Consider the following 19610-nt stretch of genomic DNA (forward strand, 5'->3'; position numbering starts at 1 on the left):
TGGCTTTTTCACGCCCCGCCATAGGAGAACTGTATCTTCCTGTGGTTTTTTTGCGCGGTTTTTTTAGTCTCTTACATTATTTTTCTAAGAAAGGAGCAACATTCAATGACTATTAGCGTATTGTTTTTAAGTATTACGATTCAAAGAAATACAATTTCCAAAGATGAAATTCTTCATAATGAGCAAATTGAAAAAGCTATGAATGATGTTAAGGAGCGCCAAGCACTTTACTGTAATCACCTGTAATTCCTTTTCGAAAGGAGGAATTCATTTATGACTTTTCATATTTTCTTTTTTACGACTGTGCTTCAAAAAAATACTTTATCTGAAACTGAAATCATTCGTAAACAACAGTTAAAACAACTGACTGATAAAATAACTGACATTAAAAGTTCATACTACACTCAAATGTATTAAAAATATATTTTAAAGGGGTAATATATTCATGAAATTTAAAGCATTCTTTTTAACAATCACCATTCAAAAACGTAAGCTTTCACAGAAAGAGATTTTACGTGAGCAACACATCCAAAACATTATGGACGAAGTAAAAGAGCGCCAATCTTCTTATTACACTCGTCTTTTCTAAATCACTTATAAAGGGGTAATTATCCAATGAAATTTAAAGTATTCTTTTTAACCATTACCATTCAAAAAAATAAATTTTCTGAGTCTGAAATGCTTCATGAACGACAAATTAATCAGGCTATGGATTCTGTAAAAGAAAGACAAAGTCATTACTGTAGTCATCTGTAATTCCAATTCGAAAGGAGGAATTCACATATGAAGTTTCACCTTTTCTTTTTAACGATTACGATTCAAAAAGAAACAATATCTCAAAATGAATTAAAACAAGAAAGACAATATAAACAAGTTATTAATGAAATTCGAGATCGTAGAAGCAAATACTACACTCACCTTTAATCGTTTAACTATATAGAATTGAAAGGAGTCGATTTTGATGTTGATAGCGCGCTGTAAGGAAATGATTTGGATAGTTCATAGGGATTCCACATAGTTTTATAGAGCCTTATATCACACAAGTTCATCACTGAATTTGATGTATAAAAAATATATAATAAAATCAAATCAACCCACTTTTAATTATTTTTTATAAACAAAAGATACACCACTTAAAAAGCGGTGTATCTTTCTCAGGTTTTACTAATTCCGATTACTTCTCTTCGTCTTAAACAATCTCACTAAGTTCGAAACAACTGTTTTTGTTACTGCATAAACTGGTACTGCTAAAATCATTCCGATGATTCCAGCAAAGTTACCTACCCCTAAAATTAGCATAATAATTGTTAATGGGTGGATGTTTAATTTCGAGCTCATAATACGTGGTGAAATAATATTACTTTCAAACTGTTGTACAATTGTTACGATAATAATTACGTACAATGCTTGCATCGGAGATACGAACAGTCCTACAATAACAGCTGGCGCTGCCCCAATAAATGGCCCTAAGTTAGGAATGATGTTTGTAAATGCTGCAATAATTCCTAAAACGAAAGCGTACGGTAAATCGATAATTAAATAACCGATAAATGTAAACGCACCTACAAATATACAAACGAGCGCTTGTCCTTGAATATATGCAGATAATGTTTCGTTCGTTTCCTTAATGATATGAAGCCCCTCTTCACGGTAAGACTCTGGTAATAAACTTACCGCTTTTCCTGGAAAGGCATGTCCATCTTTAAACATGTAAAATAAAATGAACGGTACAGTAAATACAACTAATGCAACGTTCGTGATAATACCAAATAAAGCCGTTGCACTCGACGTAATTGTATTTGGTATATCTTTTAAGTATTCAATTGCATTTTTTTCAATTGTTTCAATGGAAACGTAGTTTTGTGTAGATAACCATTCAAACAACCTATGATGTGATAATTCTTGTATGTATACTTTTCCCTCTTTTATGTAGCCTGGCATATTTTTTACTAAGTCCATTAGCTGTTGTGAAATCGTAGGAACAACTACTCCAACGCCAACCGCAGTTAATGTTATGATAAAAAGATATAACAGTAATATCGCTAAATTTCTAGGTACTTTTTTATTCTCCAAAAAGATTAATACAGGATTAAATATGAAGTATAAAAAAAGCGCGATTAAGATTGGGAAAAATAATGTTGATATGAAGATACCAATCGGTTGAAATAAAAATGATATTTTTGTGCAAATAAATATGATTCCTACAACCATTAGCACTTCTAATGTCCAAAAGTGCACTTTTGATTTCAAAAAAACGGCCTCCTTTAAACTAGCACTTCTCTTCATTGTACCAAAATAAGTATGAATTTCACATAATATTTTCCTTTACAATATTCCAAAATACCGATAAATACACTACAATGAGATTACATACAAATTTGCAGGTAAAGGTGATAAAAATGACACAATGCATCATTTGCAGAAAAGATACGAAAGAACTTAGTGAACAATATGTCATTCCAGAAATATTATGTGGATATTATTTCACAAACTCAATTTGTGATACTTGTCATGAACAAATGACAACAAATATCGATCGCCCTTTAATTAGGCATAAATTGAGTCAATTTAAGATTGAACAAATGAAAAGACAAATTGATTCCCCACTCTATACGAATGAGCACGGTGAGGAACTTGCGGCTGCTGAGACTGATGTTGTCGAAGTAAGCGACGAGATTCTTTATTCTAATGCATTAATTATGAAACTATGTAAAAAGCACGATATTTCCTTACATAATGAAATTTGGAAAGAGGAACGTGTAACGAAAGTAGCGAGTTCTATTCAACGTGAATTACTATTAGATAACCGTAAATATAAAATGAGTGTATTAAAAATGGCTTATACATTCGCTGTACAAGCAGTTGACGGCTACTTTGAAGATCAAGATGCAATTGATATTTCTACCATTCTCTCCAATGCAGATTTCGTGGAACTAAAAGAAAAAAGCATTGTACGTGATTTAAGCAAAAGTTCTTTATGGAATACGCTAAATACAAGTAGTGAAAATCATTACTTTATTTTACTTAGCGATAAAGACGGCCTGTTTTGCTTCATTCGTTTGTTTGATATCTTTGATGTTGTCGTTCATTTATCAGAAAAAAGATTTGACCTTCCATCGCCGATTGTCGGTGTAAATAATGTGAATACGCAGAAATTTTATGTCCAAAGTTTAAAACAGTATATGGATGGGCTGTTTAAAGAAAAAGCACCTACTATATAACAGAAACCAGAACATACGGTCTCCTTTCTTGATGAAAAGACACTGTGTTATAATGAGTATGAAAAGAACAATACAATCACATAAACCAATTATAAATTGTATATAAATAAAAAAGACTAGTGTGCGGCTACACACTAGTCCACGTAACTTAGCAGATTGGATTGTTCATTTATCCTATTTGTTTCTTACAAACAAAACAACCCACATTCTATAAGCATAGGTGGGTTGTTATTTTTTGAGCTTGTCTATTAAAACGACGACGAACGTTAACAATGCAACGAGAAACAGTCCACCTTGCAGTAGCAACGCTATTTCACTCACGTATTATCACCCCCCTCCTACTCGGAGAAGTGATAATTGAACAACCAACCGCACCTTAAGTTACCCTTTAATTTTACCATATTTTCTAATAATTTACGATGAAAACCCGCAAGCGAATAACTTGCGGGTTTTTTATCCCGTATTAACAGGCAGTAAACAAAATAAAGCAATAAATAGGTGAAACTTTATTTCTCACTATTTTTTTAATGCATATGCATCAGCAATCATTTCACCAACCATTTTATTTTCTTCTTTCTTCTCGTTTTTCAATAATGGGAATAACAATTCTGCCACTTCATACGCTTCTTCTAAATGCGGATATCCTGATAAAACAAACGTATCAATTCCTAACGATTCATATTCTTTTATCCTTTCTGCTACTGTATGTGGATTGCCTACAAGTGCAGTACCTGCCCCACCTCTTACAAGTCCGATTCCAGCCCATAAATTAGGGCTTATCTCTAACGACTCTCTCGTACCTTTATTTAAATGTGTCATCCTCTTTTGACCAACCGAATCATATCTTGCAAATGTCTTTTGAGCAAGCTCAATTGTTTCATTATCCACATATTGAATTAAACGTTCTGCCTCTTCCCACGCTTCTTCTTCTGTTTCTCTTACAATTACGTGTAATCTAATGCCAAATCGTACTGTACGGCCCTTCTCTTCTGCAAGTTTTCTTACTTCTTCTATTTTCTCTTTCACTTGCTCTGGTGGCTCTCCCCACGTTAAATATACATCACTATGTTCAGCTGCTACTTCTTTTCCAGCAGCTGATGATCCTCCGAAATATATAGGAGGATATGGTGTTTGAACTGGCGGGAATACAACTTTACTATCTGTAACTTGAATATGTTTTCCTTCTAAAGAAATCGTTTCACCTTGCAATGTCGATTTCCAAACTTTTAAAAATTCATCCGCTGCTTCATATCTTTCATCATGCTCAAGATATAATCCATCTCCTTGTAGTTCAACTGGATCTCCTCCAGCTACTACATTAATAAGTAGTCTCCCATCTGAAATTCTATCAAATGTAGATGCCATCCTCGCTGCAACTGTAGGTGACATTAGTCCTGGTCTCACTGCTACTAAAAATTTTAGTTTTTCTGTTTCAGCAGCAAGAGCTGAAGCTAACACCCAAGGGTCTTCACATCCTTGACCAGTTGGAAGTAAAACACCCGTATATCCTAAATAATCAGCTGCCGCAGCAACTTGCTTATAATAACCATATTCAGCTGCTCTTCCTCGTTTTGTCGTTCCTAAATATCGACCATCTCCATAAGCCGGAATAAACCATAATAATTCCATACCTTTACACACCCCTTATTTATTTTGAAACGTATACTAACAAATTCTATATAAATTACCCCTAATAATTTATATGTTAATTCCTAGTCTCACCTTTAAAATTATCTCGCCATCTTAAAAACTTCACTTCTAATAAACGTACTAGAGAGTCAGAAAACTTCCCAACAAATGCAAAGATAATTATGCCGACAAATACGATATCTGTATTTGAAAATTGCCTTGCATCCATAATCATATAACCAATACCTTCTGTAGATCCCATAAGTTCTGCTACTACTAAACTCACCCATGCAACACCTAACGATAACCTTGCTCCTAGTAAAAGGTTAGGCAATGCAGATGGTAAAATTAGTTTCGTAATTAGTTTTCTTTTGCTAAACTCTAACACTCTCGCAACATCAAATAACTTTGAATCCACACCTCTAATACCTAAAAATGCGTTTACGTATAAAGGAAAAAATGCACCATCTGCAATTAATAGCACTTTCGATGTTTCACCAAAACCGAACCATAATACGAAAAGCGGCGCAACAGCTAAATGAGGTACAGTTCTTAACATTTGCACAGATGGGTCTAAATATTGCTCACTTCTCGTTGAAAATCCAACAATCGTTCCTAAAATGATTCCTAAGCCCCCACCAATAAAGAAACCAGCCGCAGCCCTGAATACACTAATACTTAAATGGCCGAATAACTCTCCTGTTTTAATAAGCTCTTGGAAAGCTAGAAAAATATCTAATGGTGTTGGTAAAACTGTTTTAGAAACAAGACCGAATACGCCAGCCAACTGCCAAATTATTAATATAATAACCGGTATAGTAATCGCCCTTACTAAAACTTTTACATTTAACTTTCGTACCTTCTTTATGCCATTTTTCTTAATCGTTATACTCGCTGGTTTCATAACAGCTTTCGTATTTTCCACTTTACAAAACCTCTTTTCACTTCGCTTTCAATGCTTTTTCTACGAAAGAATTATCTACAACTTTTTCCGTCTTAATTTCTTTCTTTATAGAACCGAGCTTATATTGAAAATCCGCTGTCTTTTGTTGTTCTGCTATTATTTCCTTCGTTACCGGAACTAAAATTGGTTTGTCGTGATTAAACACTTCTTTTACAATCTCTGCATCTATCTTTTTTACAGAAGTGTATACTTTTATTGCTTCATCTAAGTTAGCATCTTGCCATACACGTGCTTTCTCATAAACTTTGAGGAATTTCTCAACTAATTCTGGATGTTCTTTCGCAAATTTTGTCCTCGTAATTAAAAATTCTGGTGAAGAGACATTTAATGTTTCACCGTCTGCAATCACCTTCGCACCTTTATTTAACGTATGTAATGATATGAAAGGGTCCCAAATCGCCCATGCATCTACTGATCCTGATTCGAATGCAGGCTGCGCTTCATCTGGTTGTAATTGAATGACATTTACATCTTTTGCATCAATACCTTCTTTATCAAGTGCTCGATACAATAAATTAAAGGCACTACTTCCTTTTGCTACTGCAATTTTTTTACCTTTTAAATCCTTTACACTCGCAATCTTGCTATCTTTTTGAACGAGAATTCCAGTTCCTTTTCTCGCATAACTTGTATTGGCGATTTCGGTAAATCCAATACCTGCTGCTTGCGCTGAAATGACTGGAGAATTCCCTACTTCACCAAAGTCTAACCGGTTTGATGCGATTGCTTCAAAATAAGGAGGTCCACTTTGGAACTCTGTCCATTTCACTTTAACTCCTTCTTTTTTAAACTCCTCTTCAAACCATCCCTTTTTCTTTGCTAGTAATAGCGGGCTTAATCCTTGCTGTATACCAATTTGTATTGTTACATCTTCTTTCTTACTACTTGCTGTACTTTTTTCGCATCCTAATAAACATACTGATATAGCTAAAGCAAAAGAAAGAACTTTAAATTTTTTATACATATAAAATCACCCTTTTCCTATATACTTGTTTGAATCAATCCTCCATATTCAAACTGCTGTAATACTTTCGTTCGAAGTTGTTGGAACGATTGAGAAGTTTTATTTCGCGGATAAGGCAAATTATTTTCAATCACTTTATGTATTTTCCCTGGTTTTGCACTCATAATGATGATTCGGTTTGAAAGATAAATCGCTTCGTCTATATCATGTGTAACGAATATCATTGTTGTTTTTTTCTGCTCCCAAATATTTAGCAATACTTCTTGCAAATGACTTCGAGTAAAAGCATCCAGCGCTCCAAAAGGTTCATCAAGTAATAATACATTCGGATCTCTTAATAACGCTCTCGCTATCGCAACACGTTGTGACATCCCACCTGAAATTTCTTTCGGATACGATTTTTCAAAGCCATCTAAACGAACGATTTCAACCCATTCTCTCACCTTATCTTTCACATACTTATCTTTTAACGACAAATCTGCCGCTATATTTTCTTCAACTGTTAACCATGGAAAAAGCCTATGTTCTTGAAAAATAAAACCTTGTTTCTTACTCGGTTTTAAGATAGACTCCCCGTCAATAACAACTTCCCCTTCAAAATCATTATCTAGACCTGCAACAATTTTTAGTAATGTACTTTTTCCACACCCACTCGGACCAATTACTGTAACAAAATCCCCTTTCTCTAATTGAAAATTAATATTCTCTAATACTTGAACAGTACCAGTTTGTTTCAAAAAATATTTTGATACCCCATCAATTGAAACAGTCATTTCTTCCCCTCCTTAAAATGATTCATATAAATGAACAGATTCAGTATTTGTGCAATAAAAAAACCAAAGGCATTTTATCAACAGATAAAATGCCTTTGGTTTCTCCAATCAGCAATACGTTATGGAATTAAGTACATATTATACAAATATTTCCGATAAGTCAACTGGGTTTTAGCGAACATTATTTATTTTTAAAGATATCAGCAGTCCCTTTTATTTTTTTTGGAAGGAACGTTTTAATTGTATCCATTAATATATAAAGAGCTTCCTTCACATAACCACCTTCGAAATTTCCTAATGGTTCTGGTAATTCATCCTCATCTAATATGAAGTATTCTCCATTTGGAAGTACCATAATATCGATGATTAAATCTTCGAAGGAAACCACTTCGTCTTTTATTTGTGTATTTTTTACGATATTAAAATAGGAACCTAAATACTTCCCTTTTATATCTCTCCATACGTATAAATTGTACGGACAATCTTTCCAGTAATATGCGATTGTATAACTCCCTTTTGGGATTGTTAACTTAGTATCATTTGCAGTCATTGTAAATGAATACTGCACCTCGTGAAATAAAACGATACTTTGTGATTGCTTTTCAAGTAATAAACAATTGTGATCTACTATTGTTGAGTTATACCGGATTTTTCTTTCTATAATTTCACTTTTCGATGTAAGTAACTTATTCATTATTTTGTTTCCCCTTACACTAGTTCTATCCTCAATTATATCCATTTATATAGTGATAAAGAAGTATATAGTTTTTTATATAATGATTTATACAAGAAAAACTCCTTCTTATTTAGAAAGAGTTTTTCACTTCTAACGGAAGTTTATTTGTTTTTATGTAACTAACAGCACTATTACTCATGTTTTAACTTTTCCTTAACCGCATCATAAAATTTTCGTTCTTCATCAACATTTAAGTGCACACGACTTACTGTTTTAGAAAATCCATATAACAACTGTGCTTTCACTGGCTCTTTTAATGTTATTTCAAAAGTAGCAGGTTCTTTTATGAACTCCATAACAGTTGCATCCAATACCTGTTTCCCTTCTTTTGCCGTTAGCAATTCATCCTTGTAGAACGCAATATTATCAATTTGTGTAAATGATATAACAATTTTCTTTCCTAATCCAATTTGAATGATTACTTGTTCTTCTGTTACGATAAGTGGATTTTTACGCATCGCTTGTATTTCAGCTATAAAATAAATCATCGCGTATACATTTAAAATAAGTAAAATCCATGCTATTACTGGATTCCACTGGTGTAGCAAATAATGAAAACCAATACTTTCTATTAAGGTCGCATGGATGATCATGATATATACACCTATTGCACCAGTCTTTTTGTGATATGAGTATACGTATTCACCTTCTGGTACTTTTTCACGCCACGATAAAAATGCATAATAGATTAACTTACACTCCGTTACAATGATATCTATTAATTTATTTCTTTTCATAGTAGCGTCAAACGCAGCATCAATTGCATAAGAAAATGAAGAGTACTCACTTTTATATTCTTTATATTTTTTTATTATGGTAGGAAGCTTTCTAACAATTTTATATAGAAGGAATAACTCTAAACATACAAAAGCAATTTCTCCTGCAACTATAATATAAGAAACGTATGAAAAATCTTGTAAATAGTCACTTGGAATAATAAATCTTGCAAAAATATAACCAGCTATTACAACAGGAACTATATACGTTAACGAGTACCTTTTTCGAATAATGAAGAAATACGTGATGATTGGAATGACAAACATGCAATCTAATAATGACCCAAGTACAACTTCTTTCGGCGCAGCTGGTACTATTGGAAGAGCATACAATAAATAGTTTGATAGCATAATTAAAGAGACGAGTCCAATCCAAATACCTTTTCGCCTTCGCGATAGTGTAACATTCATACGTTCACTCCTTTATTTAAAAACCTCATTTAAGTGGTCTTTATAAAATGAAATGGCACGTTCAAATTCTTTTACTTCCTCTACTTTCACGACAGTTTCAAGTAATAATTTCATCGCTGACTCGTGATCGTTTACGTTATATTTTGCTAATGATAAAAATACTTTCATCGGATCGTTCTCTGGGAATTTTTTCACCCCAGCTTCTAATACTGTAATTGCCTTTTCATATTCCCCTATACAACGATATGTACTTCCTAGACCAATATAAGCACCGCAAAGGGATTCGCCATCAAGTCCATTTGCGATTGCCTGCTCATAATACGGAACTGCTTCTGTTTCTAGCCCCATTACATCATGTATCCACGCACACTGATACAGTACTTCTGCATCCTTTGTAAAGTTTGTTAATCCTATAAGCATCTCTTTAGACTGCGCATATTTCTTTTCGTTTCTAAGTTTAATAGCTTGCTTTAATAAATGTTCCATAGAATCCACTCCTCACCAATTATTCTGTGTATAGCTCTTGATTGATATACGCTTCACATTCGTGTAAAAGTAAAATTCCCACCAATTAAAGTTTCGCTTACTTATTACTATGCGGATTCATTCTTATCTAAAAACTTAATTTTAAAAAGCAGTGACACGATTACATAATACCTCTAAGCTTTTGACAATTTCTTTCGCTGTTTCATCTTTCCCATTACACAACTTCCCTTTACCATCTTGTCCAATTACATAATGCACAGCTCCGCGCAAATATAAAGAATGTGGTGAATTCGCAATCATTACATTCGCCCTTGCTTCTTTCATTCTATTTTTCGCTCTTTCAAACAGTTCTTCTTCATTTAAATCACTTTCAAGTTTAAAACCAATAAGTACTGTTTCTGGGTCCCATTCTTTTATTTGTTTTAATACTTTTGGAGCCTTTTGAAAGTGAATAATCGGTGCAATATCACTTGAAATTTTTCCGTTCATATTAAGAACATTACCATCTTGATCACAGATCTTCTCCACAATCCAATCTGATCCAGCCGCTGCCATAATAACCGCATCAACCTTTTCATGTGTGATGATACTTTTCATTTTATCTTGTAAATCAACAATCCCTTCAAATGGATGTAATTCTAACCCTCTATGTACATCGCTCGGTTTCTCCGCAAAATAACCGTGTAAATATATAACATGTGCCCCTTTAGCTAGAAGTTCTTCTGCGATTATCCTTCCGATTGTACCTTTAGCCATATTCGTATGCCCGCGTACTTGATCCCATTTTTCTAGACAACCACCGCTCGTAATTAATACCTTTTTCCCTTTCATTGTAACCATCCCTTACTAATTTTTCTTACGAAACCATTCTGTTCCAAAGTCAACTATATCACGCTGTTTCATTAGACGACACGTTGCATTCCCTATCTTCCCATTTTTTACAGTTCCTTTTCGCTCAAACTCAACACCAATTTCAACAAACTTCTCAGATTCGTAATCCATTTCAACAAACTCTTTCCACACTCTCTCACCGTTTTCTATAATAGGTGCTCCTACTTGTATTAACTCACATGCACCAGTACGCACCTCGGATAAATGAACAGACGTATTGGAATCATATCCAACACCAATTAATAATACGTACCCGTCTAAATCATATATTTTTCTTAATGGAGATTCTTCTCCAAAGCTCATTGATAACGAATGGTTCATTGTTATTTCTACTGCATGTTTTCCCCATGCAGCAAAACTTCCTAACGGATGATTACTACGTACTACATTCGGATATGTACGAAAACATTCAACTATTTCACCCATTCCCCTTGTTGGGGTTATACGTGAATCAAATGCCGGGACGTTATCTCGGATAATTTGCCACCAGTCTTCCGGTACAGGTGGTCTTGACCAATGTTTCGGATCGGATAAATCCGAAGATTGCGTTGGCATTATTATCGTTCCTTCTTCCGTAACAACTTTCATTAATGCTTCTACTACGGCAACCGCACCACCAGATATCCACCCGATAGAACTTAGTGATGAATGAACGATAATTGTCATTCCTTTTTCGATTCCTAATGCTTTTAAATCTTTTGTTATTGTTTCGATTGTATTTGGAAATTTTGTACTTGCTACTATATCATTCATTTTCATATTGGTTCCCCCACTAGCCATGTAAATTTAAACTTTTATATAAATATATTATCATATTTTTCTTAATTTTTAACTTAATCATATTCATTACTACAAAAATATGTATATTATTATACTGAAGACTCAAAACTCTATTAAAATCGTAGATAATGATGAACGAGAGTTTTTTGAAATGAAGAAAAATGTAGATCTTATTTTTTCAGACTATACTCCATATGCATATTTTTATACTATTTTTCCAAATAACAATGAAATCTTTCGATTTCCTTATATTTTTCTCCTAAACTTTTAACTCGAAAACCAATTCTTTTATAAAATTCTACCGCCCCATCGTCTGTCTCTGCTTCTATATAAGTCAATTGATATATTCTTACAACCTCTTTAATCATTTGCAGTGCAATTCCTTTTTGACGATAATCTGGATCCACTGCTATATGACATACTCGTGCTTTAGTTGCTCCGATTACTTCTATACCTATACAAGCTTTTTCTTCATATTTGTACAAAGTCCCTTTATTATTTTGATAAAGTAATACTGCTTTCTTTAAGCTTATTTCATTTGGACCGACGGCATATTGTAGCACATTTAATATTGAATCTTTTTCAAGTTGTTCAACAAGTTGTAAATTCATACTTTCATCCCTTTCTACGAAAAAATACTAGCTCTTAATAAAAAGAGCTAGTCTCATTACGCCGTTATTTTTTCTTCTTTTTTTACAACGACAGCTACATAACTATGAAGTATCATCCCAATAATAACGAGACTCATACCAATCCAAGATAATGATGACGGAATTGGTGCAGATAACCAGATCAGCTCTCCTACTAGCGCAAATAAAACTTCACCAGACTGCGTCGCTTCCACTGTTGCTAGTTTTTGTGGATCATCTTTCACAAGATCTGTTGCAAAGAAAAATAATACTGTCGCGATTAACCCCGAACTAACTGCTACAATAAAACATTGAAAAACTTGGCTACTTGACGGTAATCCGCCAGTTGATACTTCGTAACCAGATAATAAAAACCAAAATGGTAAACTTGCTAATGTCATACCGAGTACTCGCTGAAATACATCTAATTCCCCTTTACAAACTTGCATCATTTTTCGATTTCCAAGAGGATACGCAAATGCTGCAATAAGTACAGGAACTACACATAAAACGGTTTCACGAATACCTAATGAAGAAGCATGTTCTACTTGCATGAGAACAACACCAAATAAAATAATACCCGACATAACTAATTCCTTCATCGGAAGTTTTTTATGTAGTGGATCCACCGCAAAAAATGGTGTTAACAAAATCCCTGCAACGATTGTAATTTGCCATGTTGATGCAACAAGCCAACCTGGTCCGAACGCTCCAGCAAAACTAAGCGGTGCATAAAAGAGACCAAATCCAACGATACTCCATACTAACCATTCTTTCGGATTGTTTTTCATATATTGAAAGAGTTGCTTTAAGTTCCCTCTATACATAACAATAAGTAATAGCATTGGAACCATAAAATAATACCGTAATGATGCACTCCAAATCCAGCTTCCACCTTCTAAGTCCATTGCCCGGTTTAAAACAAAGGTAAAGGCAAAGAAAAATGATGCCAGTATCCCTATAACAATTGCTTTCATTGTAAAACCCCTTGTTTAGTTTCTCCCTAATACTATACAACAAAATAAATATAATTAAAATTCACAATCTTTAACTTGTATGTAATCTAGCTCTATATAATTTCCTCAATCGACTTATATGTGCTTGATGATATCGATTATGATCTGCTATATGCCAAATTCCCCATCTTATAGTCGCAGTTTCCCCTTTTTCATACAAAACTTCCCGCGTTAAATCAGTTTCTGTTAGTTTCATACATTCTTCATGAAACAATTTTTGCACTGCTTCATAATCTTGCATTAACTCTTGCAACGTGTATTTTCTTAAACTCGGCATTTCTCCTACTTCATTCAACATAGGACCATATTTATTTTCAAATGTTGTTGGAACATCTTCTCCCTTGAAACGATACACCCAATGTAAATCGACAACTGCTAAATGCTGAAGTAACTGCCCAATACTATTTTCATTATTTTCAGACCCTTTATAGGATAGTTCGTTCTCTTCAGTACCTTCTACTAACCTTTGCAATCTATTAAACGTATCAGCAACCGTCGCATACAAAATCGCTACTTGAAGGTCCATATTTCTTTCTAAATGGAGATCTTTCATGCTAAACTTCCTCTCTTAAAAGAACAACACCATATGTTCATCATCACTATACACACCATTCATTTTTATAGCCCTTTTTTCAATTCCGTACGTTTTAAATCCCATTGATTCATATAATCGTTTGGCTGGTTCGTTCGTTGACACAACCCCTAAGTTCAATTGCTCTAGCTTCATCTCTTTTGCCCTTTCAATTGCTTTACGTATTAAATCACGTGCAAGACCACTTCTTCGATTTTCAGTATCTACATACATTGCAACGATATGCCCTTTATGCTTATATGCATCCTTTTCTTCTGTTAATAAAGTAACAACCCCAACTAAACGATTTTCATTATTAAAAGCACCAAATGTAAAACTACTGTTAGATGAAAGATTACTAGCAACGCGTTCAAGAGGGTTTTCTTGACGTACTGCTTCTTCATAAGTCGTTACAAATGCTTCTGGGTTTACTTGTAGTGCTTGTAAACGTAACTCCCAATATTGTTTTGCATCCGCTTTTGTAAGTAATCGAATCATTTTATCTTCCCCTTTTTCATTTACATAATATTTTTATAGGTTATTATTTTTTAATTCATACTCTTCTTTTAATATACTGTAACGATAGCGATGAATGAACTTCCCCTGTCTCAATCGATCATTTCTCATTAACCCTTCACATACAAATCCGGCATGTTCATAACTCTTTTTAGCTTGTGTATTATCTTCATCTACACGTAACCAAATTTTCTCCAATTCAAACTGGGAAAAACCTATATGTAACATGCTGTTTAGAGCTGCCATTCCAAATCCTTTACCCCAATAGTCTTTATTTCCAATCGCAATTCCTAGTTCTGCATTTTTATTTGTTTTATCAAAATTTTTAAGGTCTACCCATCCAATATGTATACCTTTCTCAGTAACAATTGCCCTTTGTTCATAACCATTTTTTCGGCTTATACAAGCTTCAATCCAGTTTCTCGTATCTTCACGAGTGAACGGAGGATATTGATCTGGTACGACTAAATGCTTTGTTACATCTCTATCTAATGACCATTGATAGCGATCTTCTACATCATCTAATGTCAATTCTCTTAATTGAACATATGGTACATTCATTTTTCTCTCCCCTTTTTATTTACCAATAGAAAATCCTTCGAACACTCTTCCACCATACTGTTCTAACGTCTTTTCTATAAAATGAATTAATTCATTTTTCTCTCCCGTTTTATAAAAATGATCAAAAGCGGCTACAAATTTGTTTGCATATTGCTCATCATACCTTCTTAGCACTCTAATGAACCATTTTGAACTCCCAAGCCACCTACCATTTACTCTTAATACATATTCATGTACTAAATCCGCTAATAGATTAGCGATAAACAATTCTTCTTCTCTTTTCGTTGCACCAATAAAGTCATCTAAAGTATCCGTAATAAAATATCGCTTCTGCTTAATCGTTTCTTCCGTCCATTTATCTGGTCCTTTATGTAGTAAACCATTCGCTTCTTTTTTTAATTTCTCAACAATTTCCTTTTCCCCTTTTAATGCAATCCCTTCTGAAACTAATTGTGGTAACGAAGGTCTCCCTCGATCACAATCCATTTTGAAAAAGGTTTTATATGTTTCAAAATTATGAACAAACACCTCAACAGGCCATCCATTACTATAGAAAGATTCTCTATAACAAGAAGTTAAACTTTGATCGACTATTACAATATCAAGGTCAGATGTTTTCGTCGCTTCTCCTCGTGCAACGCTTCCGCCGAGTAAAGCTACATCACAATTCGGAAATTGTGATGTAATTATGTTTTGTGCTGCTTTAATTGGTTTCATAACCGTTCCTCTTTTCTTATTTCACTTTCTTTTTTTCAGCTCTTTCTCTCGCTTTTTTTATATAGCTTTCTGCATCTGGTGTTTTACATGATGTCGCACCGTGATCAACCTCTACTTTTCCAATTTCACGCGCAATTTCAATCGTTTGTCGCTCTAAGTCTTCATTACGAATTCCTATTGCGATTAAAGCACTATTCATCGCTTCTTTTTTTCTATTTTTTTCATTATGTATATTTTCTTTAATCTCTTCTAAGTACGGAGAGAAGAAATCATCATGTAACGCTTTATTTTTAATCGCTATATTTGCTAATAAAGACCAGCCAGCTCTTCCAATCCATTCATCATTAAACTTTGTCCACTCTTCCATTCTTTCTATTGCAATTGGCGAAGTACATATAGATGTCATAAGAACATCCATTAAACAGTAATAATCAACATCCTGAACCCAACTATTAAGCTGTTCTGTCGTTATTTTCTTCGGATCTAAAATATAAGTTGCTAATGTCATTGCGTCCATATTTTTTGTTTCCCACAATTCAACTGCTAAATCATGATCTTTTTTTAGCTTCTTTTTTAACAATTTTAAATTCGCAAAACTAACTCCGAATAGTGGCTCTTTCGCTCCGTGGTTTTTATACGTTTTACGATTTTGTTCTGTTCCATATTTCTCTAGTTGCTGCATTACTTCCTCAAGAAACATATACCCACCTCTTTATCTTTTATGTTGACTTTATACATGTATGCACGATATATTCTACATTACTTTTTGGTTTTCCTATATTTATTTTTAAAATACGGTATGTGAAATTTCTAAACATTACACAGCCACACCATCAAAAAACTGTACCAGTTAAACATACAGTTTTTTGATGGTCCTCTCTATCATTTGGTCTATCCCCTATTTTTCAACTAATTTTTTTACATCTGACCACTCTTCTATTGACCCTGCGTCCGGAAAAACTGTAACTACATTAAAATTCGCACCTTTTTCTTTCCCAATTTGTTTAGCAGCTAATAAATTCGCTGCCGCAGAAGTTCCTATTTTTATACCAGTATCTTTGTAAAAACGTGCCATTTCATACAGGGTATCTTCATATGAATAAGTCCATTGTTTTTCTATCAAATTTTCTTCCTGTTCTATGAAATGTTGTTTCCTTCCTAAGCCGAACCCACCTGATCCAGCATATTTCTTTAAATCATTTGGTGGTTGTTCCGAAGCATAAGGCAATTCAGCAGGCATTACTAAATGTAGTTCAACATTTTTTGTATAATTCTTTATTGCTGTATAGCCTCCCATTAGAGTTCCACCAGTACCAGCAGATGCTACCCATGCATGTATTGGTTTTCCAATCATTTGTGCAATAATTTCTCGCCCTGTACCTTCAATATGACTTACTATATTTGCATTATTATAATGTTGGAATAAAAAGTATAATTCTGGATTTTGTTTGCTAATCTCTATTGCCTTCTCAATTACTGCGTAAAACCCCTTACATTTATCAACTAAGATTACGTTAGCACCATAATATTTGAGTTTATTTAATAGAGATTGACCAGTTGCAGAACTTAACACTAACGTGCATTCAATCCCTAAATAATTACAAATACACCCAATTGACCTCGCTAAGCTTCCACCACTATACTCTAAAATATTTTGTTTTTTGTCCGCTTCTTGTAAATATTTATTAATCATTCCAAGTGCGGCCCTATCCTTAATTGATCCTGTAGGATTATGCCATTCACATTTAGCATAGATAGAAAGGTTCTTCGTTTCTTCGCATTCTAATTTCATGAGAGGTGTATTTCCAACATGTTTAGAAAACTCTTTAAAATGTTTTACTATCATACTTTTATACCTCCTTCATAAATTATGTTTATTACATTTGCTCTTAGCCAAAATCTTTCTACATTTTAATAACTCTCTCAATAAGATTTTCTTATATAAAAATCCCTACAAACACTGTAGGGATTTATGTCTAAATCATTTTGTTACACTCTATTTCATATAATAATAGTTTCTTTATTCAGATGCATTCATAAGCACAATTCTCCAACCATCTGGATCCTCTATTGTGGTTCCTTTCTCTATCCAATACGGGTTTTCTGGTTCCACCTCATGATAGCCCATATTACTTAATCGATTCACTATCTTTTCAATTTCACCTTTATTAGGCATATAAAAAACTAGTAAATTATCTTTTGTCGGTGCCGGACATGGACTTCCATTAACATGTGTAGTAAACTCCAAATGATATTCTTCATCTGGTAAACCAAACATAACCCCGTCATATCCTTCATGATTGTGAAATTCCCCTATACGTTTTAATCCTAATCCTGTTTCATAAAAACTTATCACTTCTTCAAATCTATCTGTTGGTCTTGCAATTCTAAATTGAACCCAATTCTTCATGCAAATCTCCTCCTTTTCATTTTCCAAAGCTTTATAGTAATTAGTATAGGTTACATATATTCCCTTTAACATCCCTCATTAGTGTGAGCTTCCTAAGTTGAAAGACCTATAAGTTAATAAACAATAGGACTTTCGTATAAAATTCATATAAAATTAGTTATATAAATGTAGAGATGAAATACAAGCTATTACGTATGAAATAGTTCTCCTTGCAGGGCCTTTATATACCGATCAGCAGATCTTTGTACAGCTTTATTTGCATCTTCCACCACACCATGAAATGCATTATATAGTCGACTAAATTGGATATCTTTTACTTTCTCTGCCATATCTCTAACTTTATTCGCTGGTAATGGAATAAGATTGGGATAACTATACATAAAACTTACCCATTTTTGATCCGAAACTACTTGTATAATATCACCTGATAACAAAATACCTTTCCCTTCATTACCGTCTTTCCAATGTATAACAGTCCCGCCCTTAAAATGGCCTCCTAAGCGATGTAATATAAGTTCTTCCGATAACAAAAGATGCTCCCCAGACCAAAATTTAATTTGCTTACTCGGACGAACCACCCACTCTTTATCATCTTCATGAATATAAATAGGTACATTGAATGTTTCTGCCCATTTAACTTGTGTAGAATAATAATGTGGATGAGAAAGTGCTATTGCTTGAATACCACCTAAATCATATATACGTTGTATCGTTTTATCATCTAAATAACTAATGCAATCCCACATAACATTTAGAGTTTTACTTTGTATTAAAAATGCTGTTTGTCCAATCGCAAATTTAGGTTTAGTAGTAATGCTATACAAACCGCTTTCTTCTTTTATTATTTCGTTTTTGTATAAATTGCTATTTTGCATTGTTTCTAATGTTGTCCATGACTGCCCAATTGGATTAACATATTGTCTTTCCTCATTACAAATTTTACAACGAGAAGGTGCTTCTTCATTTTCGGGATACTGTACTCCACATGTAGTACAAATATAATTATTCATATTCCCACTCCTTTTTTTTATATAATTATTTCTTTACCAATATTTTAATAAAAAACAAAAATATTCGAATCAATAATTGGAACGAAAATGAAGTGATACGAAAGTATGATTAGTCTCCTTTCGTTTTAAGACTTTAGTCTAATTCCTATAAATTTTTTATTTCCTACTTCCAAGAAAATAGAGTTTTAATTTTATTAAAACTTTCTAATATATTTAATCCTTTAATCGTTAAAAGAAGGAGCAAATCTTCATAAAATAAACGAATAAATTAATAGTTTTTGTCAAAATTTTAACACAACAATACTTACTAACACACATCAGGGGGATATTAGGCTTAAATTAAGGAAAGATTTTAATAAAAAGCATTATAATGCTTTATGAAGGAATTACTGCATTAGGTGCTATTATGTTGTACGAGGTATTTAATATAGAAGTTTGTTGATAGAAATATCGGATCAATTAAATTTGATGATTGAAGAGTTTGTAACGAGAGATGAATATTGATTTCAAGCTTCATTTTAGGGGAAATAAACATCACAAACTACATGA

General features: G+C 33.4%; 27 protein-coding genes. 6 read left to right on the forward strand and 21 right to left on the reverse strand.

All coding sequences use genetic code 11. The features are described from left to right. The first annotated feature begins 105 nt into the window (after positions 1-105). The 5 genes from NZ044_RS14335 to NZ044_RS14355 are packed head-to-tail and all read left to right on the forward strand — an operon-like array spanning position 106 to position 924. Complete coding sequence (locus tag NZ044_RS14335) at positions 106-246, forward strand: YrzI family small protein (RefSeq protein ID WP_098506200.1); 141 nt, start codon at positions 106-108, stop codon at positions 244-246. A 27-nt stretch (positions 247-273) separates the two neighbouring features. Then, positions 274-417: a YrzI family small protein gene (locus NZ044_RS14340; RefSeq protein ID WP_000142727.1), complete on the forward strand. Its 144-nt coding sequence runs from the start codon at positions 274-276 to the stop codon at positions 415-417. Between the two features lie 28 nt (positions 418-445). After that, positions 446-589: a YrzI family small protein gene (locus tag NZ044_RS14345; protein WP_000668963.1), complete on the forward strand. Its 144-nt coding sequence runs from the start codon at positions 446-448 to the stop codon at positions 587-589. Between the two features lie 26 nt (positions 590-615). Continuing rightward, positions 616-756: a YrzI family small protein gene (locus NZ044_RS14350; RefSeq protein WP_000669805.1), complete on the forward strand. Its 141-nt coding sequence runs from the start codon at positions 616-618 to the stop codon at positions 754-756. Positions 757-783: 27 nt separating this feature from the next. Next, positions 784-924, forward strand: coding sequence for a YrzI family small protein (locus NZ044_RS14355; protein WP_000668498.1), 141 nt, complete (start codon positions 784-786; stop codon positions 922-924). 240 nt (positions 925-1164) lie between these two features. Here NZ044_RS14355 and NZ044_RS14360 read toward each other — a convergent pair whose 3' ends face one another. Beyond that, complete coding sequence (locus tag NZ044_RS14360) at positions 1165-2250, reverse strand: AI-2E family transporter (RefSeq protein WP_098506202.1); 1086 nt, start codon at positions 2248-2250, stop codon at positions 1165-1167. Between the two features lie 149 nt (positions 2251-2399). On the opposite strand from NZ044_RS14360, the gene NZ044_RS14365 reads away from it, so the two are divergent. Then, positions 2400-3221: an HNH endonuclease gene (locus tag NZ044_RS14365; protein WP_000189714.1), complete on the forward strand. Its 822-nt coding sequence runs from the start codon at positions 2400-2402 to the stop codon at positions 3219-3221. 228 nt (positions 3222-3449) lie between these two features. On the opposite strand, the gene NZ044_RS14370 is transcribed toward NZ044_RS14365, so the two are convergent. The 20 genes from NZ044_RS14370 to NZ044_RS14465 form a co-directional block, all read right to left on the reverse strand. Beyond that, entirely contained in the window at positions 3450-3542 is a 93-nt protein-coding gene (locus NZ044_RS14370) for a putative holin-like toxin (protein ID WP_001289320.1), read from the reverse strand. Positions 3543-3737: 195 nt separating this feature from the next. After that, positions 3738-4850, reverse strand: coding sequence for an FMNH2-dependent alkanesulfonate monooxygenase (ssuD, locus tag NZ044_RS14375; protein WP_000422253.1), 1113 nt, complete (start codon positions 4848-4850; stop codon positions 3738-3740). Between the two features lie 76 nt (positions 4851-4926). After that, positions 4927-5775: an ABC transporter permease gene (locus NZ044_RS14380; protein WP_000432136.1), complete on the reverse strand. Its 849-nt coding sequence runs from the start codon at positions 5773-5775 to the stop codon at positions 4927-4929. Between the two features lie 16 nt (positions 5776-5791). Next, on the reverse strand, positions 5792-6778 hold the full coding sequence (locus tag NZ044_RS14385) for an aliphatic sulfonate ABC transporter substrate-binding protein (RefSeq protein WP_000276925.1): 987 nt from the start codon (positions 6776-6778) through the stop codon (positions 5792-5794). A gap of 17 nt (positions 6779-6795) precedes the next feature. After that, positions 6796-7551, reverse strand: a complete 756-nt coding sequence (locus NZ044_RS14390; RefSeq protein WP_000218583.1) for an ABC transporter ATP-binding protein — start codon at positions 7549-7551, stop codon at positions 6796-6798. A 181-nt stretch (positions 7552-7732) separates the two neighbouring features. Next, complete coding sequence (locus tag NZ044_RS14395; RefSeq protein WP_118961923.1) at positions 7733-8245, reverse strand: DUF402 domain-containing protein; 513 nt, start codon at positions 8243-8245, stop codon at positions 7733-7735. A 173-nt stretch (positions 8246-8418) separates the two neighbouring features. Then, entirely contained in the window at positions 8419-9474 is a 1056-nt protein-coding gene (locus tag NZ044_RS14400; RefSeq protein WP_001103388.1) for a hypothetical protein, read from the reverse strand. A 12-nt stretch (positions 9475-9486) separates the two neighbouring features. Continuing rightward, positions 9487-9960: a tetratricopeptide repeat protein gene (locus NZ044_RS14405; protein WP_000400637.1), complete on the reverse strand. Its 474-nt coding sequence runs from the start codon at positions 9958-9960 to the stop codon at positions 9487-9489. A 141-nt stretch (positions 9961-10101) separates the two neighbouring features. Further along, positions 10102-10791, reverse strand: a complete 690-nt coding sequence (locus tag NZ044_RS14410; protein ID WP_118961924.1) for a phosphopantothenoylcysteine decarboxylase domain-containing protein — start codon at positions 10789-10791, stop codon at positions 10102-10104. A gap of 15 nt (positions 10792-10806) precedes the next feature. After that, a complete protein-coding gene (locus tag NZ044_RS14415) occupies positions 10807-11604 on the reverse strand; it encodes an aminoglycoside N(3)-acetyltransferase (RefSeq protein WP_127726076.1) in 798 nt (265 codons plus the stop codon). Between the two features lie 236 nt (positions 11605-11840). Next, positions 11841-12242, reverse strand: a complete 402-nt coding sequence (locus tag NZ044_RS14420; protein WP_001053229.1) for a GNAT family N-acetyltransferase — start codon at positions 12240-12242, stop codon at positions 11841-11843. 56 nt (positions 12243-12298) lie between these two features. Next, positions 12299-13237, reverse strand: coding sequence for a DMT family transporter (locus NZ044_RS14425; RefSeq protein WP_000644594.1), 939 nt, complete (start codon positions 13235-13237; stop codon positions 12299-12301). Between the two features lie 70 nt (positions 13238-13307). Continuing rightward, positions 13308-13829 carry a DinB family protein gene (locus NZ044_RS14430; RefSeq protein ID WP_000653847.1) on the reverse strand — a complete coding sequence of 174 codons (522 nt, stop codon included), beginning with the start codon at positions 13827-13829 and terminating at the stop codon, positions 13308-13310. 15 nt (positions 13830-13844) lie between these two features. Continuing rightward, entirely contained in the window at positions 13845-14345 is a 501-nt protein-coding gene (locus NZ044_RS14435) for a GNAT family N-acetyltransferase (protein WP_000620322.1), read from the reverse strand. Between the two features lie 33 nt (positions 14346-14378). Further along, on the reverse strand, positions 14379-14924 hold the full coding sequence (locus NZ044_RS14440) for a GNAT family N-acetyltransferase (RefSeq protein WP_001102493.1): 546 nt from the start codon (positions 14922-14924) through the stop codon (positions 14379-14381). Positions 14925-14939: 15 nt separating this feature from the next. Beyond that, a complete protein-coding gene (locus tag NZ044_RS14445) occupies positions 14940-15641 on the reverse strand; it encodes a nucleotidyltransferase domain-containing protein (protein WP_098506209.1) in 702 nt (233 codons plus the stop codon). A gap of 16 nt (positions 15642-15657) precedes the next feature. Then, positions 15658-16341 (reverse strand): DNA alkylation repair protein, encoded by a 684-nt coding sequence (locus NZ044_RS14450; RefSeq protein WP_000478213.1) that lies wholly within the window; start codon positions 16339-16341, stop codon positions 15658-15660. A 198-nt stretch (positions 16342-16539) separates the two neighbouring features. Continuing rightward, the gene (locus tag NZ044_RS14455) at positions 16540-17487 is read right to left on the reverse strand and encodes a PLP-dependent cysteine synthase family protein (RefSeq protein WP_079245661.1); all 948 of its coding nucleotides are present in this window, start codon (positions 17485-17487) and stop codon (positions 16540-16542) included. 174 nt (positions 17488-17661) lie between these two features. After that, positions 17662-18051: a VOC family protein gene (locus NZ044_RS14460; RefSeq protein WP_000800678.1), complete on the reverse strand. Its 390-nt coding sequence runs from the start codon at positions 18049-18051 to the stop codon at positions 17662-17664. Between the two features lie 188 nt (positions 18052-18239). Beyond that, the gene (locus NZ044_RS14465) at positions 18240-19061 is read right to left on the reverse strand and encodes a hypothetical protein (protein WP_001067271.1); all 822 of its coding nucleotides are present in this window, start codon (positions 19059-19061) and stop codon (positions 18240-18242) included. Between the last annotated feature and the right edge of the window lie 549 nt (positions 19062-19610).

This window comes from Bacillus sp. FSL K6-1338, from assembly GCF_038006965.1.
In the GTDB taxonomy this organism is placed as follows: domain Bacteria; phylum Bacillota; class Bacilli; order Bacillales; family Bacillaceae_G; genus Bacillus_A; species Bacillus_A thuringiensis_S.